The 26,727-nt window shown below is 73.2% G+C and carries 18 protein-coding genes, 2 tRNA genes and 1 pseudogene; 13 read left to right on the top strand and 8 right to left on the bottom strand.

Annotated elements, in window-relative coordinates; all coding sequences use genetic code 11:
• Window position 1: 1 nt before the first annotated feature.
• From FRAAL_RS03890 to FRAAL_RS03880, 3 genes are all read right to left on the bottom strand, one after another.
• Entirely contained in the window at window positions 2-1,252 is a 1,251-nt protein-coding gene (locus tag FRAAL_RS03890; RefSeq protein ID WP_011602141.1) for a hypothetical protein, read from the bottom strand.
• Between the two features lie 349 nt (window positions 1,253-1,601).
• A tRNA-Arg gene (locus FRAAL_RS03885) sits at window positions 1,602-1,674 on the bottom strand.
• Between the two features lie 153 nt (window positions 1,675-1,827).
• Window positions 1,828-2,052, bottom strand: coding sequence for a DUF3039 domain-containing protein (locus FRAAL_RS03880; protein ID WP_011602139.1), 225 nt, complete (start codon window positions 2,050-2,052; stop codon window positions 1,828-1,830).
• Window positions 2,053-2,254: 202 nt separating this feature from the next.
• Here FRAAL_RS03880 and FRAAL_RS03875 point away from each other — a divergent pair, with 202 nt between their 5' ends.
• Complete coding sequence (locus FRAAL_RS03875) at window positions 2,255-2,944, top strand: metal-dependent transcriptional regulator (RefSeq protein ID WP_011602138.1); 690 nt, start codon at window positions 2,255-2,257, stop codon at window positions 2,942-2,944.
• Window positions 2,945-3,057: 113 nt separating this feature from the next.
• Here FRAAL_RS03875 and FRAAL_RS03870 read toward each other — a convergent pair whose 3' ends face one another.
• Entirely contained in the window at window positions 3,058-4,188 is a 1,131-nt protein-coding gene (locus FRAAL_RS03870) for a C40 family peptidase (RefSeq protein WP_011602137.1), read from the bottom strand.
• Between the two features lie 556 nt (window positions 4,189-4,744).
• Between FRAAL_RS03870 and FRAAL_RS03865 the strand changes: the two genes are divergently transcribed.
• From FRAAL_RS03865 to FRAAL_RS03850, 4 genes are all read left to right on the top strand, one after another.
• A complete protein-coding gene (locus FRAAL_RS03865) occupies window positions 4,745-6,031 on the top strand; it encodes an ammonium transporter (RefSeq protein WP_041938807.1) in 1,287 nt (428 codons plus the stop codon).
• Window positions 6,028-6,369: a P-II family nitrogen regulator gene (locus FRAAL_RS03860; protein WP_011602135.1), complete on the top strand. Its 342-nt coding sequence runs from the start codon at window positions 6,028-6,030 to the stop codon at window positions 6,367-6,369. The genes FRAAL_RS03865 and FRAAL_RS03860 overlap by 4 nt, the downstream gene beginning before the upstream one ends.
• A 304-nt stretch (window positions 6,370-6,673) precedes the next feature.
• Window positions 6,674-9,076 (top strand): [protein-PII] uridylyltransferase, encoded by a 2,403-nt coding sequence (locus FRAAL_RS03855; RefSeq protein ID WP_011602134.1) that lies wholly within the window; start codon window positions 6,674-6,676, stop codon window positions 9,074-9,076.
• Window positions 9,077-9,151: 75 nt separating this feature from the next.
• A tRNA-Ser gene (locus FRAAL_RS03850) sits at window positions 9,152-9,242 on the top strand.
• A 300-nt stretch (window positions 9,243-9,542) separates the two neighbouring features.
• Here the strand turns inward: FRAAL_RS03850 and FRAAL_RS03845 are convergent.
• A complete protein-coding gene (locus FRAAL_RS03845; protein ID WP_041938806.1) occupies window positions 9,543-9,923 on the bottom strand; it encodes a DUF2255 family protein in 381 nt (126 codons plus the stop codon).
• Between the two features lie 68 nt (window positions 9,924-9,991).
• Here FRAAL_RS03845 and FRAAL_RS35990 point away from each other — a divergent pair.
• Window positions 9,992-10,078, top strand: a pseudogene (locus FRAAL_RS35990) (pentapeptide repeat-containing protein); the annotation flags it as partial.
• 121 nt (window positions 10,079-10,199) lie between these two features.
• Here FRAAL_RS35990 and FRAAL_RS34575 read toward each other — a convergent pair.
• Window positions 10,200-10,661: a hypothetical protein gene (locus FRAAL_RS34575; protein ID WP_041938805.1), complete on the bottom strand. Its 462-nt coding sequence runs from the start codon at window positions 10,659-10,661 to the stop codon at window positions 10,200-10,202.
• A 713-nt stretch (window positions 10,662-11,374) separates the two neighbouring features.
• Here FRAAL_RS34575 and FRAAL_RS03835 point away from each other — a divergent pair.
• The 6 genes from FRAAL_RS03835 (at window position 11,375) to FRAAL_RS03810 (ending at window position 19,654) form a co-directional block, all read left to right on the top strand.
• Window positions 11,375-11,881, top strand: a complete 507-nt coding sequence (locus tag FRAAL_RS03835; protein WP_011602131.1) for a hypothetical protein — start codon at window positions 11,375-11,377, stop codon at window positions 11,879-11,881.
• 109 nt (window positions 11,882-11,990) lie between these two features.
• The gene (locus FRAAL_RS03830) at window positions 11,991-12,686 is read left to right on the top strand and encodes a DUF305 domain-containing protein (RefSeq protein WP_011602130.1); all 696 of its coding nucleotides are present in this window, start codon (window positions 11,991-11,993) and stop codon (window positions 12,684-12,686) included.
• Window positions 12,687-13,048: 362 nt separating this feature from the next.
• Entirely contained in the window at window positions 13,049-14,185 is a 1,137-nt protein-coding gene (locus tag FRAAL_RS03825; RefSeq protein ID WP_041938804.1) for a GGDEF domain-containing protein, read from the top strand.
• A 110-nt stretch (window positions 14,186-14,295) separates the two neighbouring features.
• The gene (locus FRAAL_RS03820) at window positions 14,296-19,038 is read left to right on the top strand and encodes an FtsK/SpoIIIE domain-containing protein (RefSeq protein ID WP_011602128.1); all 4,743 of its coding nucleotides are present in this window, start codon (window positions 14,296-14,298) and stop codon (window positions 19,036-19,038) included.
• Window positions 19,035-19,304: a pyrophosphorylase gene (locus FRAAL_RS03815; protein ID WP_011602127.1), complete on the top strand. Its 270-nt coding sequence runs from the start codon at window positions 19,035-19,037 to the stop codon at window positions 19,302-19,304. The genes FRAAL_RS03820 and FRAAL_RS03815 overlap by 4 nt, the downstream gene beginning before the upstream one ends.
• Before the next feature lie 62 nt (window positions 19,305-19,366).
• Window positions 19,367-19,654: a hypothetical protein gene (locus FRAAL_RS03810; RefSeq protein WP_011602126.1), complete on the top strand. Its 288-nt coding sequence runs from the start codon at window positions 19,367-19,369 to the stop codon at window positions 19,652-19,654.
• Between the two features lie 111 nt (window positions 19,655-19,765).
• On the opposite strand, the gene FRAAL_RS03805 is transcribed toward FRAAL_RS03810, so the two are convergent.
• Complete coding sequence (locus tag FRAAL_RS03805) at window positions 19,766-20,389, bottom strand: hypothetical protein (protein WP_041938803.1); 624 nt, start codon at window positions 20,387-20,389, stop codon at window positions 19,766-19,768.
• A 216-nt stretch (window positions 20,390-20,605) separates the two neighbouring features.
• Window positions 20,606-21,118, bottom strand: coding sequence for a hypothetical protein (locus FRAAL_RS03800; protein ID WP_231861497.1), 513 nt, complete (start codon window positions 21,116-21,118; stop codon window positions 20,606-20,608).
• Window positions 21,119-22,014: 896 nt separating this feature from the next.
• Between FRAAL_RS03800 and FRAAL_RS03795 the strand changes: the two genes are divergently transcribed.
• A complete protein-coding gene (locus FRAAL_RS03795; RefSeq protein WP_157891986.1) occupies window positions 22,015-26,715 on the top strand; it encodes a LysM peptidoglycan-binding domain-containing protein in 4,701 nt (1,566 codons plus the stop codon).
• Window positions 26,716-26,727 lie beyond the last annotated feature (12 nt).

The following is a 26,727-nucleotide window of genomic DNA, read 5'->3' as shown; positions in this document are numbered from 1 at the left end:
GTCAGTCCGCGGCCAGTGCCCGGGCGGCCGCGTCGGCGACGGCCGGGGTCAGGCGCGGATGGTCGACGGGCGGCAGCAGCCCGCCGGGCGGGGTCAGGTCGACCAGGGCCTGGACGGCGGCCAGTCGCGCCGCCGCGCTGATCGGTCGGTGGGTGCGCACCGCGGCGCGCAACAGGCCGGGCAGGGCGTGCAGCGGACGCGGACCCGAGGTGGCCGAGGCCAGCGGCGGGGGTGTCTCGGGCCGGGTCCGCAGGACCGGTACCTGCTCCGGCGGCGAGGCCAGGCCGATGAGGTCGACGAGCAGGTCGAGGTGGGCCGCGAGCCGATGCAGCGGCTGGATCCCGAAGGCGAGCGGATCGTAGAGGGTGAGGTCCCGGATCCCCGCGGCGAGGAGCAGGCCGGCGAGGTCGCCACCGCGGGCGGGATCCACGACGGCGACCCGGGCCGACTGCGGCCGCACTCCCCGGCCGCGCAGGTGGGTCAGGACGGCGGCGGTGGCGGCTACGGCGAGGCCGTCGTTGACGGTGTCGAGCAGCGGCGTGGCGCTCGGCAGCTGCGCGGCGCGGACAGCGTCGATGTGGCTGACGTGCGTGTGGACCAGCACCGTGGCGGCGAATCCGGGTGCCAGCATGCCGATCGCCCGGCCGAGCTCCGCGGCATCCCGCGCCGCGATGGGCATCGGGATGACGTCCAGACCGGTGGCCCGGTGCAGGTGGACCGCCTGGGACTCCACCGCGGGCAGGGCCGCCTCGGCGGCGAGCGGCTCGAAGTCCAGCACGGCGCTGGCGTCGGAGAGCAGCGCCACCCGGCGGGGTCGCCCGGTGAAAAGGTCGGTGTGGGTCGGGTGGGTGGCCAGATGGCGGATCACCCGACGATCCGCGTCCGCGTCGAGGAGCGCGAGATCGTGCCCCGTGGTCACCGACGCGCACAGGGCCTGGGTGAGTTTGCCCGTCGACGCGACGACGAAGACCGGGTCCTCGGTCTGGAGCAGGTCGGCGCCGAGACGGTTGCGCAGGGCGCTCAGCAGCCACGTCAACGTCGGGCCGCTGTCGGCGTCGAGCGTGATCCGGCGGCCGGCCGGGTCCGGCTCGTCCGCATAACAGGTGATCGCGCCGGGACCTGCGGCGATGACGGCGTCGATGTCCGCCCGGACTCCGCGCGGCACCCGGATCGTGACGCTGTATGCCGGATTGGCCGCGGCGGCCGGCCCGGACCCGCCGGCGTCGCCCTGGCCTGGTACCCGCCCTGTCACGAGCCACTCTCCATGATCGTCCCACCCGGGACGGAGCCGGTGGACCGGTCCGGTCCGGCGACGCGGAGACGCCGCGCCATCGCTGGGCCCGCCACCGCCGCGGCGAAGCGCCACCGCTCGCGGGAGCGGATTATGCGTACTTCCGGCGGTTGGCCGATTTTCTCACCGATACCGAGATCCTGACCCGAGCGGCGTCGGACGCGCCACCTGTGCAAGCACGTTCCGGCGGCCCGGCCCGGGTGCCTCGCCCCCCGCGCCGCCGGCAGGACAGGGCGGTGAGCGCCGACGCGTCACACCGCCTCCCACAGAGGCGGCCCGACCGGGAGACTCTCTGCGCGGTGCGGGAACGTGCCCCAGGTAGGAATCGGACCTACGGCCTACCGCTTAGGAGGCGGTCGCTCTATCCACTGAGCTACTGGGGCGGACGGGGCATCGAATCGACGCCATGGGCGATCTTACGGCCGCCGGCGGGGATGCCGACGGCAGGCTGACGCGTCACGACCGCGATATGCCGCGCGAGATCGGAAGTCCGTCCCGATTCTTCCGCTTCGTCCGGGTTCGCGCGGCCCGCCCGGTCAACCGAACTGCTGGGCCATCTCGACGAGCTCCTTGCACTTCGGGCATATCGGGAACCGCGAGGGGTCCCGGACGGGTTCGAACTTGTAGCCGCAGAGCGCGGTGACCCGACCGCCTTCGATGGACGCGCGGACGATCTCCTCCCGGCGGGCGTAGTGGGAGTGGTCGTCGCCCTCGTCCGTGCGGGTGTCCGACGTCTCAGGTGCGATCTGAGTCGTGCTCATGGTGTTGATTCTAGTGCGGACACCGCCGGCGTCCCGGGCGGGTGAGCCCCCGTTCGGCGGCGGCCGACCGGGCGGGCGCCTGACCGGCGTGCGGGCGGGTCCGGACCCACGGGGAAACTGTCCGGGGGACACGGCATACACGGGACGCATGGCCCTTGCACCCTGGGGACGGGGCGTACTCTGGACGGGACGAAGGAGACCGGTGACTGGACTGATCGACAGTACCGAGATGTACCTCCGCACCCTGTACGAACTGAGGGAAGAGGGCATCCCCCCGCTACGCGCGCGTCTGGTGGAGCGGTTGCACGTGAGCGCGCCTGCCGCCAGCGAGTCGACCGCTCGGATGGCCAACGAGGGGCTGGTCTCCCTCGCTGACGACCGGACCGTCCAGTTCACCGAGAAGGGTCTGCTGCGGGCCACCGCCGTCATGCGCAAGCACCGGCTGGCCGAGCTGCTGCTCACCAAGGTCATCGGGCTCGACTGGGCCCTGGTGCACAACGAGGCGTGCCGCTGGGAGCATGTGATCTCCGACGAGGTCGAGGCCCGGCTCACCGTGCTGCTCGGTGATCCGAAGCGCTGTCCGTTCGGTAACGAGATCCCGCCCGCCCAGCGAGGCGATGCGCCGCGGCCCGCGTCCGCGCCGGTGAGCCTGCTGGCCTCGGCCGATCGGGCAGCCGCGGACGGCAGCAGGCCGGTGACGGTGAGCTGGATCTCCGAACGGCTGCAGACCGATGAGGTCGCCATGCGCCGCCTGCAGGATGCGGCGATCGTGCCCGGCGCTCAGATCATGCCGGGCTCGCGCGGCGACCTGATCCACGTCGTCTCTCCAAACGGCCAGAGCGACGCGGAGATCAGTCGCAGCACGGCGGCCCTCGTCTACGTGGACCGCTGACCTCGCCGCACCCCCAGCCCCCCTTCGGCGCCGCACCTTGCCGACGCCGCACCCCCGACGTCGGGCCTGCCGACGTCGGGCCTGCCGGCCACCCGTTCCCCGGGTGGCCGGCGTCAGGCTCCCGGCCGAATGCCTCCCTGGAAGCTCGACCACCAGACGTTCTCCTCTCGAACCACCTCTCCGGTGCGGGGAGCATGGATCATCTTCCCGTTCCCCACGTAGATCCCGACGTGGTCGACATCCGGGTGGAAGAACACGAGGTCTCCCGGAACCAGCGCGGCGCGGCTCACCCGACGCCCCTCGTCCCACTGCGATCCGGTGTAGTGACTGAGAGCGACGCCCGCCTTTCCCCAGACCCACTGGGTCAGCCCGGAGCAGTCGAAGGTCGCCGGCCCCTCGGCCCCCCACACATAGGGCTTCCCGAGCTGGGCGTAGGCCTCCCGCACCGCGGCCACCGCACCACCACCGCCACCCATCGGCGCGGCCGCCGCAGCGGTGACCGGCGCCGCGGCGAAGGCCCGGCCCGCCGCCGCGGCCACCCCGGTCTCCTGTTGATAGCGGACCCGCTCCGCCGCTGCCTCGCGGGCCACCCGCGCCGCCGCGGCGGCCTCAGCCGCCTTCCGGGCCCGCGCGGCGGCCGCCTGCCGAGCCTTGGCCTGCCGCTCCAGCTCGGCGTAGCGCGACTCCAGCCGCTGCAACAGCCCCTGCTGCTCGTCCGCCGCGGCCTCGATGGTCCGCTTGCGCCGGGCGAGATCCTCGATGATCTTCTTCTTGTCGGCGAGGGCAGCGTCGGCACCGCGGCGGGCCTCGGTGAGATCTCGGCGCGCCAGCCGCAGACCGATGTCCGCGACCCGCTGCCGGCGAGCCAGGGCCTCGACGGCGCCCGCCCGGTCCAGAGCGCGGCGAGGATCGCCGGTGAGCAGCAGGGACACCTGGGCGAAGCCCCCCGCCCGGTCCGCCGACACGGCGAGGCCCCGGTGTCGATCCGCGGCCTCACGCACCGCCCGGTCGGCCCGGTCGACCCGGTCGGCGGCGTCCCGGGCGGCCCGTTCCGCCTCGGCGAGCCGGATCCGTCCGGCGTTGAAGGCCTCGGTGGCGCTGGCCGCCTGCTGGGCCGATTCGTCTAGCTTTGAGCGTGTACGTCCTATGTCGGCCTGAACGTCGGCGAGACTCTGCGACGTCGGGCGAGCGGCCGACGTCGCAGGAACCGCCCAGGCGGAGCCCGCCGGGCCGCCGATCGTCACAGGACCGGCGAACAGAATGCCGACCAGGCCGAGGACAAAGAGGCCTGCGACTTTCGGGCCCGCGACGTTGTCGCGCGCTCCTTTGTCCGCTGCGACTTTCGGGCGGCCAGGGCGCGCGCGCGACAGGCCCGGTCGTTGTCGGGAGATGGGCAGGACGGGCTCGGCGCATCCGCCGGGATCAGCGGCGCCAATCGGGTCGATGGGGACACGCCGGCCGGCGGCGCTGCGGTGGCGGGTCTCGGGGTCCGGTTCGCCGACGCTATGCCAGCCCTCCGTAGGGACACTGCTCACACCGCCGGACGGTAACTGTACGCAGTTATACAGTCACGGAAGCACGCCGATCCGGGCGGAGAGTCTCCGCACGCCCACCGCTAGGCGACCTAAACGGGCCACAGGCCGCCCAATTTAGCGATTTCACACGCCAGAAACAGCTAAGACACAGGTCGGGAACAGATCTTATCGACTCTTCGGACCCGAGGATCCGGGACGAGCGCAGCGTGGCCGGGGACCGGGTGAGCGCAGTCCGCGCACCGCGCGGGGGGATGACAGGAGAGACATGGTCAAAATGGATACGGGCGATACCGCATGGATGCTCATCAGTTCCGCGATCGTGCTGTTTATGACGCCCGGACTGGCGTTCTTCTACGGCGGCATGGTCCGGGCGAAGAACGTCCTCGGCATGATCATGCAGAACTTCTTCTGCATCGGCATCGTCACACTCGTGTGGTCGGTGGTGGGCTTCAGCGTCGCCTTCGGTGCGGGTAACGGCTTCTGGGGCGGATTCCACTTCTTCGCGCTGCAGAACCTCTCCGAGGGCGACAACAATATCCCGTATGTCGTGTTCGTGGCTTTCCAGCTCATGTTCGCGATCATCACTCCCGCGCTCATCACCGGTTCCATCGCCGACCGCATGAAGTTCAGCGCCTTCGCGGTCTTCGTGCCGCTGTGGTCGGTGCTGGTCTACTCGCCGATCGCGCACTGGGTGTGGTCGGCCAACGGCTGGCTGTTCAAGCGCGGTGCGATGGACTTCGCGGGCGGCACGGTCGTCCACGCCAACGCCGGTATCGCCGCGATCGTGCTGGCCCTCGTGCTGGGCAAGCGGGCCGGCTGGCCGAGCGGGGACTTCCGCCCGCACAACGTGCCGTTCGTCCTGCTCGGCACCGGCATCCTGTGGGTCGGCTGGTTCGGGTTCAACGCCGGCTCGGCGCTGGGGTCGAACAAGCTCGCCGGGTTCGCCCTGCTCAACACCCAGATCGCGACCGGTGTGGCGATCCTCGGCTGGCTCGCGATCGAGAAGATCCGGGACGGTAAGGCCACCACGCTGGGTGCCGCGTCCGGTGCGGTCGCCGGACTGGTCGCCATCACCCCGGCCTGTGGTTTCGTCTCCCCGATGGGTTCCATCGCGGTCGGCGGCATCGCCGGCGTCGTCTGCGCGCTGGCCACCTCGATCAAGGGCAAGGTCGGCATCGACGACTCGCTCGACGTCGGCGCGGTCCACCTCGTCGGCGGTGTGCTCGGCGCTCTGCTCACCGGCTTCTTCGCCACCGTGGACACCAACTCGGCGGGCCACGACGGCATCTTCTACGGCGGTCCGTGGAGCGTGCTCGGCGAGCAGGCCCTGGCCGTCGGCGCGACACTGGGTTACTCGGCCGTCGTGACGGCGATCATCGCGCTTGCGATCAAGTACACGATCGGTCTGAAGCTGAGCGACGAGGACCAGTTCACCGGCATGGACGAGGCGCTGCACGGTGAGACGGCGTACCGGTTCACCACCATCGGTGGCAGCGGTTCGCTCTCCACCAGCGTCACCCCCGTCAAGGTGCCTGAGGAGGCCCAGGCATGACCAAGCTCGTCACCGCCGTCATCAAGCCCTTCAAAGTCGATGACGTGAAGGCGGCGCTGGAGAACCTGGGCGTGCACGGCCTGACGATCTCCGAGGTCCAGGGCTACGGTCGGCAGAAGGGCCACACGGAGGTCTACCGCGGCGCGGAGTACAAGGTCGACTTCGTTCCGAAGATCAAGATCGAGGTCGTCGTGACCGACGAGGCCGCCGACGACCTGGTCGCGGCGATCACGACGGCCGCGCAGACCGGCAAGATCGGCGACGGCAAGGTCTGGGTCGTCCCGGTCGACTCCGTGGTCCGGGTGCGCACCGGCGAGCGGGGCACCGACGCGCTGTAGCACCACGTGGCGGCTCCAGGGCGCCACGCCATGCTCTCCGCGTACCACCCCTGGCCACCGGCACACCACCCGGCACCACAGCACCACCCGGCACCACAGCACCACAGCACCACCCGGCAACCGCACCACGCAGGAAGCACCAGAGGTCGCGGACGCTCCGGGCCCCAGCCCGGGCGTCTCCTTCCTCGCCCGACCACATGAGGCGGCACCGCGCGATCATCGACGCGGTGCCGCGCCATGTGTCGGCCCGGCCCGCGCGGGCCGGGTCCGTTGGAGCGGCCGGCGCCGCAGGAGGCACAGAGCCATGAAGGACCGTCTGGAGATCCTCAGGGGACGCGCCGAGCCGCTGCCCACGGCCACCGGGCCGGCGCTGCGCCGCACTCTCACCGACCTGGCCGACGCGGCCCTGACCGACCTGCTGGGCGAGCCCGGCCCCGGGGTCGCCCTCGTCGCCGTCGGCGGCTACGGCCGGGCGGAGCCGGCGTTCGGCAGTGACCTCGACCTGGTCCTGCTCCACGACGACACCCACCGGGACATCGCCGCCGTCGCCGACGCCGTCTGGTACCCGCTGTGGGATGCGGGCGTCGGCCTCGACCACAGCGTGCGCACCGTCGACGAGGCGATCACGGTGGCGGACGACGACCTGAAGGCCGCGCTCGGCCTGCTCGACGCCCGCCACGTCGCGGGCGACGCGGCGCTGACCGCCGATCTCGCCCGCCGCGCCCGTTCCCGCTGGCGCACCCGCGCCCCGAAGCGGCTGCCCGACCTCGCCGCCGCCGTCGCCGAGCGCGCCGCCCGCCTCGGCGAGGTCGCCTTCCTGCTCGAACCGGACCTCAAGGAGTCCCGCGGCGGCCTGCGCGACGTGCACGCCCTGCACGCCCTCGCCGCGGCCTGGGTCGCGGAGGTCCCCTCCGACCGGGTGCTCGCCGCCGCCGAGGTACTGCTCGACGCCCGCGGCGAGATCCGCCGCCTGGCCGCCGGCCGCCCGCAGGACCGGCTGCTGTTGCAGGACGGCACGGCGGTCGCCGCCGCGCTCGGCTACCCCGACTCGATGGCGCTGGCCCACGCGGTCGCCGACGCCGGCCGGACGATCTCCTGGGCCTGGGACGCGACCTGGTACCGCACCGCCGCCGGGCTGCGCAACACCTCCCGCTGGCGCGGCCGGCGGCCCGTCCGCCGCCCCCTCGACGAGGGGGTGATCGACCAGGGCGGCGAGATCCAGCTCGCCCTGGACGTCGAACCGGCGAAGGACCCCGTCCTCGTGCTTCGCGTCGCCGCGGCCGCCGCCCGCACCGGGCTGCCGCTGGGCCGCTACGCCGTCGACCGGCTCGCCGCCGAGGCGCCGGCGATGCCGCAGCCGTGGCCGCCCGCCGCGCGCGACGCGCTGGTCGCGCTGCTCGCCACCGGCGACGCGGCCGTCGGCGTGCTCGAATCCCTCGACCAGGTCGGCCTGCTGGTCCGGCTGCTGCCCGAGTGGGCCGCCGTGCGCAGCCGCCCGCAGCGCAACCCCTACCACCGCTTCACCGTCGACCGGCACCTGATGGAGACCGCCGCCCGCGCCGCCGCGTTCACCCGCGACGTGGACCGCCCCGACCTGCTGCTGCTCGGCGCGTTGCTGCACGACATCGGCAAGGGCTTCCCCGGCGACCACACCGACGCCGGCATCGACCAGATCCGGCTCGTCGGCCCCCGGCTCGGCCTGCCCCCCGAGGACGTCGACGTGCTCGTCGCGATGGTCCGCCACCACCTGCTGCTCGGCGAGACGGCCACCCGACGCGACATCGACGATCTCGCGACCATCGAGGCCGTCGCCACCGCGGCCGGCAGCGACCGGATCCTCACCCTGCTGCACCGCCTGACCGAGGCCGACTCCCGGGCCACCGGCCCAACCGCGTGGAACGCCTGGAAGGCACGCCTGATCAACGACCTCGTCGAACGGTCCCGGGCGCTGCTCGGTGGCGAGCGGGTGCCCTGCCCGCCGCGGCTGGACGATCGTCAGCGCAGCCTGCTCGCCCTCGCGGCGGAGCACACCGTCCAGGTCAATCCGCTGCCCGACGAGGGGATGTTCGAGATCGTCGTGGTCAGTGCCGACCAGGTCGGGCTGCTGGCCGTCACCGCCGGTGTCCTCGCACTCAACCGGCTCGACATCCGGCGGGCGTCCGCCCGCAGCGCCGACGGGCGCGCACTGCTGCAGGCCGCGGTCGCCGCCCCGCACGGCCGGGTGCCGGAGGAGGCGAAGCTGCTCGCGGACCTGCGGGCCGCCCTCGCCGGCACCCTCGACATCGCCGAGCGGCTCGCGGCCCGGGAACGCGACTACTCCGGCGCGAAGCAGTGGACCACCCCCGGGCCGCCGCAGGTCATCTTCGACGACGGACTGGGCTCGACGACCGTCCTCGAGGTGCGCGCCCCGGACCGGGCCGGCGTGCTGTTCCGGATCGTGCGGGCGCTGTCCGAGCTGCGGCTCGACGTCGCCACCGCCATCGTCGCCACCCTCGGGCTCGACGTCGTCGACGCCTTCTACGTCCAGGAGGCCGACGGCCGGCCGGTGGCGGACGACACCCGCCGCCGCGAGATCGCCCGCGCGGTCCTCGCCGCGCTGGGGGTGGAGGATCTCCCCGACCAGCCGGCGCCGCCGGCCGAACGCGCCAGCTCCGCCGGCTCCGTGGGCTCCGCCGGCTCGGTGGACTCCGCCGGCCAACGGCTGTGATCCATCCCGCCCGCCCGCGCCGCACCCGGGCCGTTGGCACCCTCAGGGGAGACGCTATGATGGGCGAGCACGTTGGGAGGCTTCGCCTAGTCCGGTCTATGGCGCCGCACTGCTAATGCGGTTGGGGGCTTCAACCCCCTCCCGGGTTCAAATCCCGGAGCCTCCGCCCCTCGTCCGCGCGGCCAGCCTCTCAGGCTGGCCCGCTGAGCAGATCAGATCAGCCTTCTTGACTGTCCTTACCTCCTCGCCGAGAACTCCTTCCGATGGGGAGCCGCTTCGCCGCGCGACGCGGTTCCGCGGTGGCTGGTGAAGCCGGGGGCGGACCCGGTCAGCAGCAGGCAGCCCAGGCCTGTCGGGTCGACCGGCAGGCTGGCCAGGATTTCCAGAAGCCGTGTGCCCTTCTCGGCGGCAGCGGGCTTTGGGTGGCGATCGCGGACCGGCCTGTCGCTCCTGCTCGCCGGGCCTCCTACGCGGGACCGAGCCGCAGGGTCGTGATCGCGGCGGAGGCCGTGACCATGGATTCGGCGCCCGCGTCGCCGTACTTGGTGCGGTAGGCGGCGTCGATGTCCGCGCGCAGCTGGGCGGTGCCTTCACCGACGTCCTGGACGGTGACGTCGGCGTCGAGGCCGGGGACGTGGATGCGGGCCCGGCGTGAGGCGAGGGCGCGACCGAACCAGCCGGTGTCGCGCCGGTACCAGGTCCGCACGTACACCTGGTCACCGACGCGGACGACCCAGATCGGCAGCGGGTGTCGCAGGGCCCCGTCGGCGCGTCTGACCGCGATCTCCAGTTCTCGAGCCGTGTCGATCCGCTCCAAGGCGTCCGCGGACCAGGTCAGTTCGTTCATGCCCCGATCGTGCCCTTGCCCGGCCACGGACCACCACTGTCCGGGTACACCGGCGGTATCTCTCGAGTATCAGTTGGGCGCTGCCCAGCAAAGCGGACCTCACCGGCGCCGTACTGAGCGGGGCGAACCTGACCCACGCCTGGCTCGACGAGGCAGACCTCACCAACACCGGCCGACGCGGCTGCCGACCGGGATTACACGCCCGGCGTCGTGGGACCGGACGGAGTCACCGCACGAGGAGTGAGCGCCGCACGGCACAACAACCTGCCTCCTACCTCAATGGACACACCAAATTTTCCCTCGCGAGGGGATCCGGTGCGCCTTTTCTTCTACTTCCTTCAGGGAAGAGCGTAACGTCCCACCCCGGTTTGACTGGGAGCCACATTCGGGGGGAACGGTGGTCTTTTTTCGGCGCGCCTGGCTTTGGTGCCGGCGCCATCCCAAGACCAGCGGGGCGGTCACCGTCCTGCTCGCCTTGTTCGTCATCATCATCGGTGCGGCCTCGGATCCGCCCAAGAAGCAGACCGCGTCGATGCGGCCGGCGTCGCTGACGATCGCCACACCGACAGCGTCAGCGACAGCGACGCCGTCGGCAGTCCCGACGTCGTCGTCGACCCCGACGTCCTCGGCAGTACCGACGTCATCCGCGGCACCGGTGTTGGCGATGCCTCCCTCGACGACGGCCGTTCCGGCGCCTCGGGCGACAGCGGCTTCGGTGGGGCAGGCCGCGCCCAGCACACGTAGGGTCGCCACCCCAGGCGCCACCCAGCTCCCGGCCCCACCGCCCGCGACCCGTGCGGCAGCGCCACCAGCCGCACAGGCACCGGCCGCACAGCCACCGGCCGCACAGCCACCGGCCAACCATCAACCGGCAGCAGCGCCACCCGCCGCAGCCGCCCCGCCGGCCGCGGCGGCTCCACCGGCCGCGGCTGCTCCCGCCTGTCACCCACTGGCCGCCAGCGGAAACTGCTACAAGCCCGGCCAGATCTGCCGCAATGTCGACCATGGCGTGCAGGGGATCGCGGGTGACGGCAGGGCAATCGTCTGCGCGAACGACAACGGCTGGCGCTGGGTCGCGGCCTGACGATGTCCTCCGGTTGACGGCGGCTGCACCCCGAGACGCAAACGTCGTCCCCGTGACGGCAGCCTGCGGTGCCACGCAGGCCGACGGGCCATGGCCGCACGCCGGCCCGGCGGCCGCCCGCCGGCCGCGGCGCCGGTGGTCGGACTGGTGGCGGGGCCCGCGGACCTGGCGTCCTCGGGTCCCGTCCCCGCGATGCACCGGCGAGTGGCGGCTGATCTCGTGACGCATCCCACCACCTCGATCATTTGGCCGGCCGGCACGCTCGGTGCCGATGACCAGGCCGGACCCTCGGACCATTCACGGGGGGCGCGGATCGGAGGTGGCGTCGGATCCCGTCGCCGCGCGCCCCCTCAGGCATCATGGCGCGGTGAGTGTCGGGGCCCGCGGACAGATCTCCGCTCGGGGGCCGTATCTGGTGCTCCTCGTGCCCGTGCTGCTCGGCATTCTGCTCATGCACGGTGGCCTGTCCACGCATGCCGGCCCCCACGACCACCCCGCCCATCCGGGCGCCTTCTGCGGCTCTGACGGGCTGCTGGTCGCGGCGGGGAGCCGGCCGGGCGCGCCGCACGGCGGGGCAGCGCACCAGCGGTCCGCCCCCGGCCACCCGGCCGGCCTCGAGGGCGCAGCCGCGGCCATGGCGTCGGACCCGACCGCGGACCGTCACTGCGGGCACGTCGGCGAACTGTGCCTGGCGTTCCTTCGCCTGACGGGCATCCTGCTCGTCGCCCTGTTGCTCGCCCGCGCCGTCCGGACGGCCGGGGGCGCACGAGCCCGCTCGCGCCCGGCACCCCGCCCTCCCGAGCGATCACCACCGTGGGGACCGCCTCGCCCCCTCGCGCCTTCACTCGCCCGCCTCTGCGTGCTGCGCGTGTAGACCCGCTGCTCCGCCGGGTGGGTCGTCGACGACTCCCGACCGGTGGACCGGTATTCGGCTGAGCACGCAGCCGGAGTCCGCACGCATCTGGAGGACGAGGAACTTCAGCATGAAACGACTCATCCTGCTCATCCCGGCGGTTGTCGCCGCGGTCACCGTCGGCGCCTGCGGCAGCGGGGGCAGCGCCGGTGCACCCACCGCCACAGCGACGACCACGATCGGCGGCCACAACGCGGCCGACGTCACCTTCGCCCAGATGATGGTCCCCCATCACCGGCAGGCCATCGAGATGGCGGAGCTGGCCCCGTCCCACACGCAGAACCCGCAGGTCAGATCCCTCGCGCAGGAGATCCGGGCGGCGCAGGCACCGGAGATCGCAACCCTGGCGGGCTGGCTCACCGCCTGGGGACAGCCCACCGCCTCCCCGACCGACCCGGCTGTCTCCGGGCACAGCACGGGTGGCCACGGCTCGGCTGACCACACCGCGAGTGACCACGGCACGGCCGGCGGTGGCCTGGGCGACGACGGCATGGCCGATCACGGAGTCCAGACCGAGGCACCGGACGCCGCCATGGCGGGAATGATGTCCAGCGCGGACATGACCGCCCTGCGGAACGCGACCGGACCGGCCTTCGACGAGATGTTTCTCGCGATGATGATCGAGCATCACCAGGGCGCCGTCGCCATGGCGAAGACCGAGATCCATGACGGCATCCACACCCCGGCGAAACAGCTCGCCGAGAACATTCAACGCACTCAGGCGGCCGAGATCGTCAGGATGCAGGACCTGCTCACCAGAATCTGACCGGCCCGATGCAGGAGGGGATGGTGGCTGCGACGTCGGCCACCATTCCCGCCGCGCCGGGCCCGCCGACGGTTTCCCGAGCCTGTATCGAGCCACGGACGGCTCCGACACGCCGCACATTCACTACTCCCCATCACCCGCTCCTCTCTCCCGCACCTTTCGCCACACACGGTTCGACAAAACGGAATCCACCCGTCGGCAGCCGCCCGAGGATCGGAAGGCACCGCCGCGGCAGCCCTGCTCGGCGCGGGAGACACCCGCCCGGGGCGGTCCCACGGCACATCACCCGCGCCGTGCGGGTCGAGGTCGCGCCCCGCGCCCCTTCGACGCCACGGGGCGGCAGCCGGAAGGATTCCAACTCCGTGCCCACCGATGACGTCGCGGCGGCCGTGTTCGACTCCCTCCCTTCCCCCGTTGCGGTTCTCGGGCCGGACGGCACCGTGGTCCGTCTGAACGAGGCGTGGCGCCGCAGCGCCGCGACCGGGGTGGCCCTGCTCCCCGTGCGGCCCGGTATGAGCTGGTTGGCAGCATGCGATCACGCGGCCGAGGCCGCGGCCGCGGCGCGCTCGGCCGGCGCTTCCGCGGACCCGGCCCGCTCCTCACCCGCCGCCGGACTGACCGACCTCGCCGCGATCGATCCGGTCACGCCGGTCCGCACCCTGGCGTTCCTCTCCCGGCAGATGATCGACCGGCGACGGACTCGGGCCCGCATCGAGCTGCCGCAGTCGGCGCCGCGCGGCCACCGCTGGCTCGACGTCCGCCTGAGCACCCTCATGCGCGGCGACGGACTGATCGTCGTCGTCGAGGACGTGACCGAACGGCGCCAGCGCGAGGAGGACCTCCGCCGTCAGGCCACGACGGATCCGATCACCGGTATGGCGAACCGGACGGCACTGCGAGCCCTGCTCGCGGCCAGGCTCACCCCTGGCGGATCCGGCGCGTTGGACGCCACCAGAGCACGTGCCGTGAGCGCGGCCTCATCCGCACGAACGCCTCCCTCCCCGGAGCAGGCCGGGACCGCCGTTCTCTTCCTGGACCTGGATGCATTTCGTCGAATCAACAACTCCTTCGGTTATCCGACCGGTGATGCCGCCCTGCACGCCGTCGCCCGCCGCTTTTCGAGCGTACTCGGCCCCGCCGACATTCTCGGCCGATGGGATGGCGACGAGTTCGTCGTGCTGGTCGGCTCCGGTGACGCGCCGGATGTTGCCGACCTCGCCGAGCGGCTGGTGGCGGCCCTCGACGAACCGCTCGACGTGCATGGCCACCGCCTGCGGCTGTCGGTGAGCGTGGGGGTCGCCCTCGTGGGCGCGGCTCCGTCCAACCCCAGCAACAAGCCTCCTGACCAGCACAAACGGGGACGCCAGCCAGGAATCCAGGCCACCGGCGCCCCGGCCGAGGAGGGGGACGCCCTGGTCGCGCGAGCCGGAGCGGAGGTGACCCGCGCACGGTCCAGGCTACGGGCCGGCCACGACCGCCGATCCCGCTCCGGTCCGTAACTCGACCTTGCGGTCGCCGACAAGAATAGGTCGACAACCACAGGGCCACATTCATATACGCAGCGTCGCCCGAGGTCGCCGGGAGGCTTTTCGGGTCGTATCTTCGGCCCATGCAAATCGCTTTCACCGTTCACGATGTACGCACCGGAACGAACGTCGACGTGCTTCTGCGCGCCGGTGCCGACACACCGCTCGGCGTCGTGGCCGACGCGCTGGCGACCGCCGTCCGGCCGCCCCGCCCCGGCCGGGCCGCGGCGAGGGCCAGCCCCTCGCTGACCCTCGCCGGCGGCGGCCGCCCGCTCAGCCCGGATCTGCCGCTCGCCAGCTCACCGTTGACCGAGGGCTCGGTCGTGATCCTCGACGCGCCGCCGGCCCGGCGGGCCTCCGGCGCGGGCCTGGCCGAGCTGATGATCACCGCCGGCCCCAGTGCCGGCGTCATCCATCCGCTGCCGGTCGGCGAGCACACCGTCGGTTCGGCTCCCGGCAGCGCCATCCTGCTTGCCGGCCCCGCCACCGATGAACCCGTGCTGACGGTGCGGGTCGCCGCCGACGGACGCCTTTCGGTCACTCCCGGCCCCGGCGCGAGGATCGTCGGCTGGGACCGGCCGAAGGCAGACAGCTCGGTCCTTGCCTCCGTGCACACTCCGAGCACGGCGTTGCGGCTCCTGCGTCCCACCGCGGTCGCCCCCCTGGCCCTTCCCTCCACCGCGGTTGCGGGACGGCTCGACGTCAACCGCCCGCCGCGGCTGCGCCCACCCCCGCGGGCGACCGCCTTCGCTCTGCCCGCGGCGCCCGAGGAGCCCCGCCGAGCGCCCGTCCCCGTGCTGGCCACCCTCCTCCCCCTGCTTGCCGCCCTGGGCATGGCCGCGGTGCTGCGGACGGTCTACGTCCTGCTGTTCGCCGTCCTCGGGCCGCTGAACCTCGCTCTGTCCGTGGTGAGCGGGCGCCGGCGGGACCGCCGCGATTTCCGCGCGGCCACCGCGCGCCATCGACGGCTCCGTGCCGACGTGGAGCGCGCGGCGCAGGCGGCGCTCGAGACGGAATGCGCCGAGCGCCACGCCGAACAGCCCGACCCGGCGAGCCTGTTCGCCACGGCCTGGCGGCGGGACTCCGGGCTCTGGCGGCGTCGTCAGGGCGACGCCGACTACCTGCGACTTCGCGTCGGAATCGCGAACCAGCCAAGCACGGTCAGGATCACCGCCGCCGGCCTGCCGGCCGCGCCGATGCACGCGGATCTGCCCGCCGTGGTCGCCCTGCGCGAGGACGGCGTCGTCGGGGTGGCGAGCGCCCGGTCCCAGGACATCGGCTGCTGGCTCCTCGCCCAGGCCGCCGTTCTGCACAGCCCCGAGGAGCTGGCGATCTGCGTGCTGGCGGCCGATGCCGGGCGTGCCGCCGGATGGCGGTGGACTCGCTGGTTGCCGCACTGCCGGACCGCCGCCGGGGACGCGGGGCCGTGGTTCGCGGCGGACGCGGCGGGCCGGGTCGCCCGGGTCGCCGAACTGCGGTCCCTGCTGCAACGCCGCCAGAGTCTGCCGCCCGACCGCCGCCCCACCGGCCCCGACATCCTGCTCGTGCTCGACGGTGCTCGTTCGCTGCGATCCATCGCCGGCCTGATCCCGGTGCTGCGCGCCGGCCCGGCTGTGGGCATCCACGTGATCTGCCTGGAGTCCGACGTGCGTGATCTCCCGGCTGAATGCCGGGCCGTCGTCACACCCGACGGCGAGTCTCTCACCGTGCGTCGGGATCAGGCTGGGGTGATCGGGCACGTCCGCCCCGACCTCATCGGTCCGGCCGGGGACGGCGGCGACACTCCGTCCGGAGCGGCCCGCTGGTACGAGTCGGTGGCGCGGGCACTTGCGCCGCTTCGGCTGGCGGCCGACGACCGCGCCGCTCTCCCCGTGGCCGTGCGGCTGTCGGACATCAGCGGCGAGAGCCGGCAGGCCGCAGCGGCGATCCGGCGGGCATGGTCGCTCGCTTCGGGCTCGCAGACCCCACCGGGAAGCCGTCCCGTCCCGGTGGGAGTCGCCGGCGGCAGCACGTTCGCGCTCGATCTTTCCCGGGACGGCCCACACGGGCTGATCGCGGGCACGACCGGATCGGGCAAGTCGGAGCTGCTGCAGACGATCATCGCTGCGCATGCCGTGGCCTACCGGCCGGACGAGCTGGTGTTCGTGCTCGTCGACTACAAGGGGGGCGCCGCCTTCGCCGAATGCGCCGCCCTGCCGCACACCGTGGGGCTCGTCACGGATCTCGATCCGCACCTCGTGCGCCGGGCTCTGATCTCGCTGTCCGCCGAGCTGCACCGCCGCGAGGCGCTCCTCGCGCGGTTCGGCGCCAAAGATCTCGACGCTCTGCGTCGGGCGGCGTCGGGTGCAGGTCCGAGCGAGCTGGCGGTCCCGCCCCGACTGGTTCTCGTCGTCGACGAGTTCGCCACCCTCGCCCGCGAGCTACCCGACTTCGTGACCGGCCTGGTCAGTCTTGCCCAGCGCGGGCGCTCCCTCGGCATCCACCTGCTCCTGGCCACCCAGCGTCCGAGCGGCGTCGTCTCCCCCGAGATCCGGGCGAACACGAACCTGCGCGTCGCGCTGCGGGTCACGGACGTGGCCGAAAGCGAGGACGTCGTCGGGTGTCCGGACGCCGCCGCGATCGATGCCGCCACCCCCGGCCGGGCGGTGGTGCGCACCGGGCCCGAGCGGGTCACGACCGTGCAGACCGCCTGGGTGGGCAGCCCGGTCCGCACGGAGGGCGACGACCCCGACGGGGCCGCGCCGCGGGTGAGCCTGCTGGCGTGGCCCGGGCCGGACGTGCCGGAGTCGGAACCGGCCCGGCCGTATCCCGCGGCGACGTCGCGGGATACCGCACCCGGCGACACCGAGCTGACCGTCCTGGTCGGGGCGGTCCGCGAGGCCGCCGCGGCCATGGGGATCCCCGCCCAGCCGAGTCCCTGGCTTCCACCCATGCCGGAGCGCATCGCGCTCGGCGCACTGCCGGCCGTCGTCGGCTCCGACGAGCTCTACCCGCACCCGGCGGATACGCCAGGGCGGCGCCGCCCCGAGTCCCGCCAGGGCAGGCCAGAGCTTCCCGGCACGGTGCTCACCCCGGTCGCCATCGGCCTGTCCGACCGCTGTGACCGCCAGGCGCAACAGCCCTTCGCGTTGGACCTGGAGGACGGCGGCCACCTGATGGTCGTCGGCGCGCCGCGGTCCGGACGGTCCACGGTCCTGCGGACGGTGGCGGGCGCGATCGCCGGCGCACTGTCCCCGCTCGACGTCCACCTTTACGGGCTGGACTACGGCGGTGGAGCGCTGGCGGCCATGACCAGCCTGCCGCACACCGGCGCGCTCGTCGGGCGGGATGATCCCGATCGGGTGGGACGACTGCTCGCCCGGCTGACCGTCGCCGTCGAGCAGCGCCGCCGGCGACTCGCCGCGAACGGGGTCGCGGATCTGCAGGAGGCACGGCGCAGCGTCGCCCCGGCCCCGGATGGTGCCGTCGTCCGGCCGCCCTACCTCGTGCTTCTCGTCGACGGCTTCGAGGCTCTGCTCGCCGCGTCCGAGGATGCCGACGGCGGCGAACTCGTCGAGTGCCTTCTCCGGCTGCTGCGGGAGGGCCCGGCTGCCGGGCTGCGGGTGATCCTGTCCACGGACCGGCGCGGGCTCACCGGCCGGCTGGCCTCCCTCATCGATGAGCGGCTGATCCTGCGGATGGCCGATCCCGGCGACTACGCACTGGCTGGCATCCGCGCCGCAGACATGCCCGAGCGGCTGTCTCCCGGGCGGGGTGTCGCGGTCGGAGGCCGCTTCACGGCTCCGGTCGAGGTTCAGGTCGCCGTGCTCACTCTGGAAGCGACCGGCCGGGCGCAGGTGGCGGCGTTTCGGGCCCTGGGTGCGCGAGTGCGGGCCGACGTCCACACGAGCGGACCGGCACGGGACGGCAACCGCCCCTTCCGCGTCGAAGCGCTCCCGGAGTGCGTCACCAGCGCTCGGATGGCGACCGCCCAGGCTCGTCGATCCGCCACCGCTCCCCACCGCCCACCCGGGCCCCGGCTGCGGGCCGCTCTCGGACTCGGCGGGGACGAACTGGACGTCGTCGACCTCGCGCTCGACGAGGAGCCCGGCTTCGTCGTGGGCGGGCCGCCGCGATCGGGACGCAGCTCGACGCTGCTCACCCTCGCACTGTCACTGCTGGCCGGTGGTGTCGACGTCGTCGCGGTGACACCGCGCCCCTCGGCGCTACGTGCGTTGGCGGGCCAACCGGGTGTTCTGGCCGTGGTGGATTCCGTTCTGCGCCACCTGGCCGGGGGCGGGGCCGGCGACGAGGGTGGCCCGGGGCGGCCGATCCCACCTCCCGGAACTGCCCACCTCGGCGCCGGCGTGGCCGCGCCCTGGGCCGTCCCGCCGGGCAGGCGGCCGCCGGTCGTCCTCGTCGACGACGCCGAGCTGATCGGCGAGCAGGCGGCCGCCGAGCTTGCGAGCTTCTGGCAGCAGGCACGCGACGCCGGGGGCGCGCTCGTCATCGCCGGGTCGACGGAGGAGCTGGTGCTGCAGTACCGCGGCTTCGTCGTCGACGTCCGTCGTGAGGGGCACGGACTGCTCCTCGCCCCGAGACGACCGGTCGACGGGGAGCTCCTCGGTGTCCGGCTCCCTCGGACGAGCCCCGGCCCCGTACCGCCGGGTCGGGGAGTTCTCATCCGGCGTGGACTCCTACTCCCCGTGCAGGTCGCCTGCCCACCGGCCACCGTTCCCGTCGACCTTCAACCTGGCGACCGGCCCCGCTCCCGGCATCAGCCCCACCTCCAGCACCGCTCTCGACAACTGCCCCATCCGCGACACAGTGCGAAGGGAATCGGATGAGAACTGTCACGACGCCGGCGGCCCTGCAGGCCGCCGCACGGATGAGTCAGCAACTACCCGGCCTGCAGACGACGGCGGTGAACCTCATCGACCACGGCAACACCCTTGCGGACCCGCGCAACTGGGAGGGCCCGAAGGCCCAGGTCTTCCGCGCGCAGATCTGGCCGGAGGTGCAGCAGGCGCTCACGGACCTGCACGCCAACCTCACCGAGCTGGCCCGCGGCATCACCGAGATCAACAGGCGGACCGCCGCGGCGGGAAGCTGATCATCGTTCCCCGACCCCCCGGCGCCGTTCGTCCATCGACCAGAATCCCCGTGGAGGACACCGTGACCCTGTCGTCCGACGTCACCGTTCGCAGCACCCCGCAGGCCGTGGCCGCGATCTCGGACCTTGCCTCGATTGTGAACGGACCGCTGCTCACCCACTTCGACGAGCTGCGGTCCACCGCGAGAACCCTCACCGATCCGGAGAGCTGGGACGGCCGCGGCGCGACCGAGTTCCGGACCACCGTCTGGCCCGGCTACGAGCGCACGCTCACCGAGCTGCACGCCCGGCTCGACCAGCTGCGCACCCGCCTTGCCGAGATCCAGAGCGAGATCCAGAGCGCCGGATGACCGAACCGGGCCCATCGGCTCAGCGACCTCGTCGACACAGGGACCCCGCCGCCACAGGGACCCCGCCGCCACAGGGACCCCGGGACCCGCCAGTTCGGGGAGCCCGCCGGTTCACGGACAAGTCCCGGACGCTTCCGCCAGCAGACCGACGGCAGCAGCGGTGGCGAGCAGGACACAGGCGCGAGCGGTCCGCACCACGGCCTCGGCAACCTCCATCTGCAGCAGCGACCAGCCGGCGCCGAGATCGAGCAGATCGGCGGTCGGATGTCGCAGGGAGAAGCCGACGGCGGCGACCGGCCACGCCTGCGCCGGCAGCGGGGAGACCCATCCCCCGAATGCGACCGAGACCCAGCGCCCGCCTTCGGTTGCCGACCCGCACAGGTTCAGCCGGGTCGCGAGGTCGCCCCCGCCGAGGCCCGCAGCAAAGGGCGTCGGGGCGAGCAGGAGCACTCGGGAAATCGCCGGGCCGCCCGGCGCCGACTCGATGTACGGCTCCTCCGCCGGTGACACCCGGCCACTGACCGGGTGAGCAGGAGAGACGCCGGACTGCGGCCGGGGCACCGCGACCGGGCCGGTGGGCGCGTCCAACGGCACATCCACAGGCGCCGTCGCGAAACGCAGGCCATGCGCGACCGCGCCACCCCACAGCGCGAGGCTTCCGTACGGGGCGCCCTGGATCAGGGACCGGGCCGCCATGATCGGTGCACTGTCGACGCGTCGCCGCCGGTCCGTCATCCATGCCTCCACGTCGAACCACGAGCCTTACTTAAGTTCGCCTAACTTAATGGAGGAGGTGATGATGCGCCACAAGCTGGCGGTCATGCTTTGCACCTGCTGGACCGATCTCTCCCGGACTGGTGCTCCAGCACCGCGGACAGCAGCCGCGAAGGCACCGGAATCTGGCCACACCCCTGTCGACCTGCGCCGCCGACCTGTGCCGGCGACGTGCGGTCAGACGGGTGCGCGAAAGTCGGGACCGTCGGGAACGAAGCGGAACGTCGCGGTCACGGCGTCGAACAGACGGTGCAGCGCGTCGGTCACCGCGATATTCGGACTGCGGCACTCGACCTGGGCCACGCGCGGCGCACCCGGCACGGGGATCAACGTGCGCATGCTCGCAACCAGGCTCGGCTCGATGTCCAACCCACCGCCGGAGGCCGACGCACCGAGCATGCGGGCGGCAAGGCCGACGGCAGGAAGATCCACGATCTGCACCTTGCGCCAGGCACCCGACAGGGACGGCAGGGACTCCTCCTGCAGTCCCACCACGAGCTCACCCACCGTGGGGACCGACTCCCCCGGCCCCGCGTCATGGCGGAAAGAGCTGACCGACACCGTGGCTGACAGGCCTGCACCGTCGATGGCCTCCGCCATCACGCCGCAGTAGACCGCGCCGCTCGCCGTCGCGCGCCGTGCCGCGTCGCGCAGCACGGCGGCCATGACCGCCCGGCGGTCGGCCAGCATCGGCGTGCCGCGGATACGGGCGTGAACGAGAGGATCGATCGAACGCATGGTCAGGCCGGACCTCAGATCCAACGTGAACCAGCTCTCGGGCACCGTGATGGCGAAACGATCCGGAGCTCGCCGGCTCGCCGCCGCGTATCCACTCAAGCCACATCCCTGTGCTCGACACGCGCCGATCAGTACCGCAGCTTCAGGATGCGGAGATTACTCAGCGCAAGGTTCAAACCGGACATTTAGCGTTTGATCGGGTACCGAATGCTCATCGTGCGTGAAAGATCCCGTATCTGTCATCCCTACGTTCCCGCTCTGCGATCGCACTGGTACGGTTACACCGGGTTCGTCCCGCTGTCGCCGTCTCGGCGCAGCAGCGTGAGGAGGCCGGATGCCCACTGCGCGCCGCCTGCGTAGGGAGCCCCGGACGCCGCCCGGCAGCCGTTCCGGCCGCTCCCTGTTTCCTCTCCGCCGCTCCGGAGAGCCTGCACGTTGGACGATCAGGGCACCCAGGATCTCGATCTGGTTAATCGTCACAAGAAGGCCAGAGAACTCTCACTTCGCCCCGGATCGCCGCGGCAGTCGACCTAGCATGAGCGCCACGCGACGTGCCCAGCGGACCGACGACGCCCCTCGCCCGGCACGCACGTGCGCCCGACCCTGCGCCTGATCGGGGACGAACCATGTCGACCACACCGTTGCCCTCGGCACCGTCGCCCTCGCATCCGCCCGACCCCACGGGCACCCCACCGTCCGTGCCGGAATCCGCCGTGCGGCCAGGCACGCCGCAGCCGGATGCGAAGCGGCGGCGTGGCCCGGCCGCGAGGGGTGCGGCCGGCCGGCGCGCCACCGGCGGCGAGGCGGTGCCGACCCGGCAGGCGGTGCCGACCCGGCAGGCGGTGCCTATGGTCCCGCCCGAGGATCGCGCGCGCGAGCGGCTGCAGGCGGCGGGCGCGCTCGCGGCGATCACGGTGGCGGTCCTCGGCATCCCCGTGGTCCTCGCGCTGGTGCTCGGTCCGCCGATCCGGAGCGGCAGCGGGGCAGGCGGGGTCGTCCGGGCCATCCTTTCCCTGCTTTTCTGGGCGGCGTGGGCGCACTTCATCGCCTGTCTCGTCGCGGAGTGGCGCGCGGAGGTTCGCGGCAGCGGTCTGGCTCCGCGCATTCCGTTCGGCGGTGCCCCCCAGATGCTCGCCCGCCGCCTCGTCGTCACCGCGTTGCTGCTCTCGGGCACCACAGCCCTCGTGGTTCCGGCGACCTACGGGCAGGAGACGGCACGTGGGCAGCGCCCCGGACCAGGCGGGGTGCTGCGAGGGATGCCCGCACCGGGTCCGCGCCCGGAACTGGCGCCGCCCCGGGTCGCGGACGGGACCGGCCTGCGGGACGGCACCACGAACGGCCTGGACGGACCTGGGGCCCCCGACCACCCGGATTCGCCCGACCATCCGGACACGCCCGACGGCGTTGGTTCAACGGCCCAGGCCTCCCGCAGTTGGGCCACCCTGCCCGTCTCACCTGCCGCGCGCCCCACCTGGGCCCTCGATGGAGCCTCGCCGCGTGCTGGCGTCTCGCCTCCTGACGAGCTCCCGGGCGACGGCGGATACGAACACGCTCCCTATCCCGGCGACCGGTATGGCGACGTGGCCGATCCCGACGGTCTGGACGGCACCGGCCCGGACGGCACCGGCCCGGACGGCGTCGGCCCGGACGGCGTGGGTCGTTCGGACGGTGTCGCTGGCGCTGACCGTGTCGGTCGCCTGGCCGGGGTGCGGACGGCGGAGTTCGCAGGGCCGGTTCTCCCGGCGCAGCAGCCTGTCGCCGGTCAGGACGAGCTGCCGCCACCATGGCCTGGCGACCGCCCGGAGCTGATCAGCCCGGCCGCGGACCAGCACAGCCGCCTGGTCCTCGGCGAGCGCATGGTGAAGCTGTACGAGGTGCGCCCGGCGGACGGACGTCATCACGACACCCTCTGGGGCATCGCCGAGCGCTTTCTCGGTGATGGGCTGCGGTACCGCGAGATCTTCGATCTGAACGAGGGCCGCACCCAACCGGACGGCCGGACGTTGTCCAAGCCGTCCCTCATCCACGCCGGGTGGGTCCTGCTACTGCCCGCCGACGCCCAGGGCGACGGGTTGCGCGTCCTGCGGATGCCCGAAGGCACCGCCGAGTGGCCGCAGGTTGCGGCTGACCCCGCCGGCGACGGCGAACTGGCCGAGCTTTTCGATCACGACAGCTTCGGCGACGCCGCAGACGCCGACGACGACGCCGCCTTCGAGGCCTGGCCCGGCGCGGCCGACGACCGGTACACAGCCCACGACCGGGACACAGCCGATGACCGGCAAACAGCAGGTGATCGCTACGCACCGGACAACCCGTTCGCGTCATCGCGCCTGCCCTCGGGGCCGGACGCACCGGAACAGGCGGCGGGTCCGATGCTGGCCGCCTCCCTCGCACCGCCACAGGACTTCCTGGGCGTCGCGGCCGCCGGCCTGCTCGCGGCCGGGGTGATGGTGGCGCTGTCCGGGCGCCGAAGCGGTCCGGCCCAGCCACCCCAGGACGCCACGGAACGGGCGCTGCTGCTCGCCTCGGACACCGAGGCCGCCCGCTTCATCGACCGGTCACTGCGGGTACTGTCCGCCGCGCTCACGGAGCAGGCGCGTCTGCTTCCCGCGGTCTACGCGGCCATCCTCACCGAGGATGCGCTGATCCTGCACATGGCGCCGGCGCAGGAGGAGCCGCCACCGCCACCCTGGGCGGTCGGTGAGGTTCCCGGATCCTGGTGGATCGAGCGCACTCCGGAACTTCTGGCGGTGTCGGGGGACGGCTCCTTCGCCCAGCCGGTCCTTGGGGTGCCCGCGCCGTTCCCGGCACTGGTCAGCTTCGGCCATGACGACGCCGGGTCGCGCATTCTCGTCGACCTCGAGGGCGCACCCGGTGTGATCAGCCTCCTCGGCGACCGCGTCATCGCGATGCAGGTGGTGATCGCCGTCGCGCTCGAGCTGGCCACCAACGTCTGGTCGGATGACCTGCGGGTCTGCCTGATCGGTTTTCCCGCCGACGACGACCTCGACGAGCTGCTGACGATCGCCCCGGAACGGCTGTGGACCGCGGTCAGCGTCGCGGAGGCCCTCGACGAACTGTCCGGTCCCGACGACGAGGACGCGGTCCTCGACGTCGGAGCCTACGGTGACGACTTTCCCCTCGAAGCGGGCCAGCGGATCGCCGGCAATCCGGGGGCCCTGGCCCCGGACCTGCTCGTCCTCGCGGAGCCGCCGGCCGAGGCCGACATCGCTCGGCTGGCGAGAATGGCGCAGGGACGCCGGCATGCGGTGGGCGTCCTCACGGTGGGCGACTCCCCGGCCGCCCGGTGGCGGTTCACGGTCGGACCGGACCGCCGGATGTCGCTGGGCGTGCTGGGTGTCGAGGTGTGGGCGCAGTCCATCTCCGGGCCCGAATGCCGGGCGATCGCGGCCCTGTTCCGCGCGGCCGACGCGGCGACCGTTCCGGCTCCCGCCGGACCTGCCGAGGACGAACCGCCGCCGCAGGCCACGCCTGCGCCCGCCTCGTCCATCGCGGCCCCGCCGGCGCCGCCACCCCTGCCACCACCGGCGATGACCGATCCTGCCCGCGCCGTCGGGGCGGCGCAGGCAGACCCGGGCGAGGCGGTGCCCGCGCCGGCGCAACCCACTCCGGACGACGAGATCACGCGACCGCCGGCTCGAGCCGACTCGGTTCCCGGCGTCCTGCCGTGGACGCCGCCACTCGCGGCGATCCCACCCGCGACCGGCTCGCAGGCTTCCGCTCCGGCGTCGGCGGACGAGGATCTCACCCGGCCCCCGGCGAACGGTCGCCGGGCGCCGCTCGGGCCGCCGCCTGTTCCCCTCATCTCTCCCGGTGGTCCGGCGTCGCCCGAACGGGCGGCGTCGCCACACTCCGCAGCCTCCGACGCTGAGCCCGCGCCCGGAAGGGTAACGCCATCCGCCCCGGCGCCCACGCCGTTCCTGGCAGCACCCGGGGACGCCGGCCCGCACGACACCGACGCCATGCTGCTGTCCCATCCGAGCAGTCCGCTGATCCGGCCCACCGACATTCCCCGGGTGCCCCCGGTGCTCTACTTCGAGACCCCGCGGATGCGGGCCAACCGTGCGGCCCAAGCCCAGCCCCAGGCTCCGGCGGCCCGGGGAGCCCAAACCGCTGGCGCCGCGACGCCGTCTCCACCACCACCACCACCACCACCACCACCGGCCGCGACAGTCCCGGGTGCGAGTCCGCCGCCCGGAACAGCGCCGACTGCCACTGCGTTGCCCGCCTCCGTGCCGCAGCCCGCGGCGCCAGCCCCGGCCACCGCGATGCCCGGGACTCCGCTCGGGTCCACCCGGTCCTCGATACCCCCCGAGCGGGTACCAACCCCGCCACGCCCAACTCCCTCGCCGCCTGCGGCGCCCCCACCGCGCCCGCCGATTCCACCGCCCAACGAGAGGCCGAGCGGGCGGTATCCCACCGCCGCGCCGCCCCGGGAGCCATCCTCGGCACCGCCGGAACACTCCGGGCCGCCGTCCGGGCAGATCGCGCGCCCGCAGCCGCCGGTCAGCTATTCCGACGGGGAAACGACCACTCCGCGCGGCCGCACGTGGCAAGCCGGTCCGGTCCCGCCGTCGCCGGGGACAGCCCCACCGTCAGTGGGGCCGCCGTCGGCGGGGCCGGCGTCAGCAGGGCCGGCGACCGCAGGGCCGGCGACCGCAGGGCCGGCGACCGCAGGGCCGGCGACCGCAGCGCCAGAACCGCCATCGGCCACCGGACTACGACCCGTGCGCGAGTCGCGCCCCGACGAGCCGATGGCCACGGGGGAGGCACAGGTCCGCGTCCTGGGGGTGCCCACCGTCGAGGGGCCCGGACGGCAACCGACGGACGACCTCGATCTGCTCACCGAAATTGCCGTGTACCTCGCGCTGCACCGTGAGGGCGCGCACCGCCGGCTGCTCGCCGAGGAGATCTGGCCCGCCGACGCCGAGGCCGACGACGATGCCGTGGACGCGGCGCTGGGAGAGGCCCGCCGCTGGCTGGGAGCCGACGTCGAGGGACGGCCCCGGCTGTCCGTCGATCCGCAGGGCCGGTGGCGACTGAGTTCGGACGTGCGCTGCGACTGGGAGCTGTTCGTCGCCTACACCCATCGGGCGGGCATGCCCGGAGGCGACACCGAGGCGGACCTGACGACGGCTCTGCGGATGGTCAGCGGGCCGCTGTGGACGAACCTGCCCACCGGCCGGTACCGGTGGGCGACCACCGGCCCCATCGCGCGCAGCACCCGGGCCGGCGTCGTCGACGTGGCCCACCGCCTCGCCGAGCTCACCCTGGGCTTCGGAGACACGATGACGGCCATGGCCGCCTGCCGCACCGGCCTGCGGGCGGTGCCCGCGTCCGAGGCGCTGTGGCGCGACCTGCTGCGCACCGTGTCGGCCCGAGGCGATCGCCGCACTCTGGAGGCGGTGACCACGGAGATGTATCGGACCATCGGTGCCGGTGGAGGCCGCCGGGGAGGCCGGGCCGAGGCCGAGACGGACGCTCTGGTCCAGACGTTGCTGCCCGGGTTCAGGCGTGCGCGGAAGTAAGGCGCGGGCGGC

It is taken from the genome of Frankia alni ACN14a, from assembly GCF_000058485.1.
GTDB lineage: Bacteria > Actinomycetota > Actinomycetes > Frankiales > Frankiaceae > Frankia > Frankia alni.
Note: the sequence above shows the minus strand (reverse complement) of the source record. Positions and strands in the feature narration are given on the sequence as shown.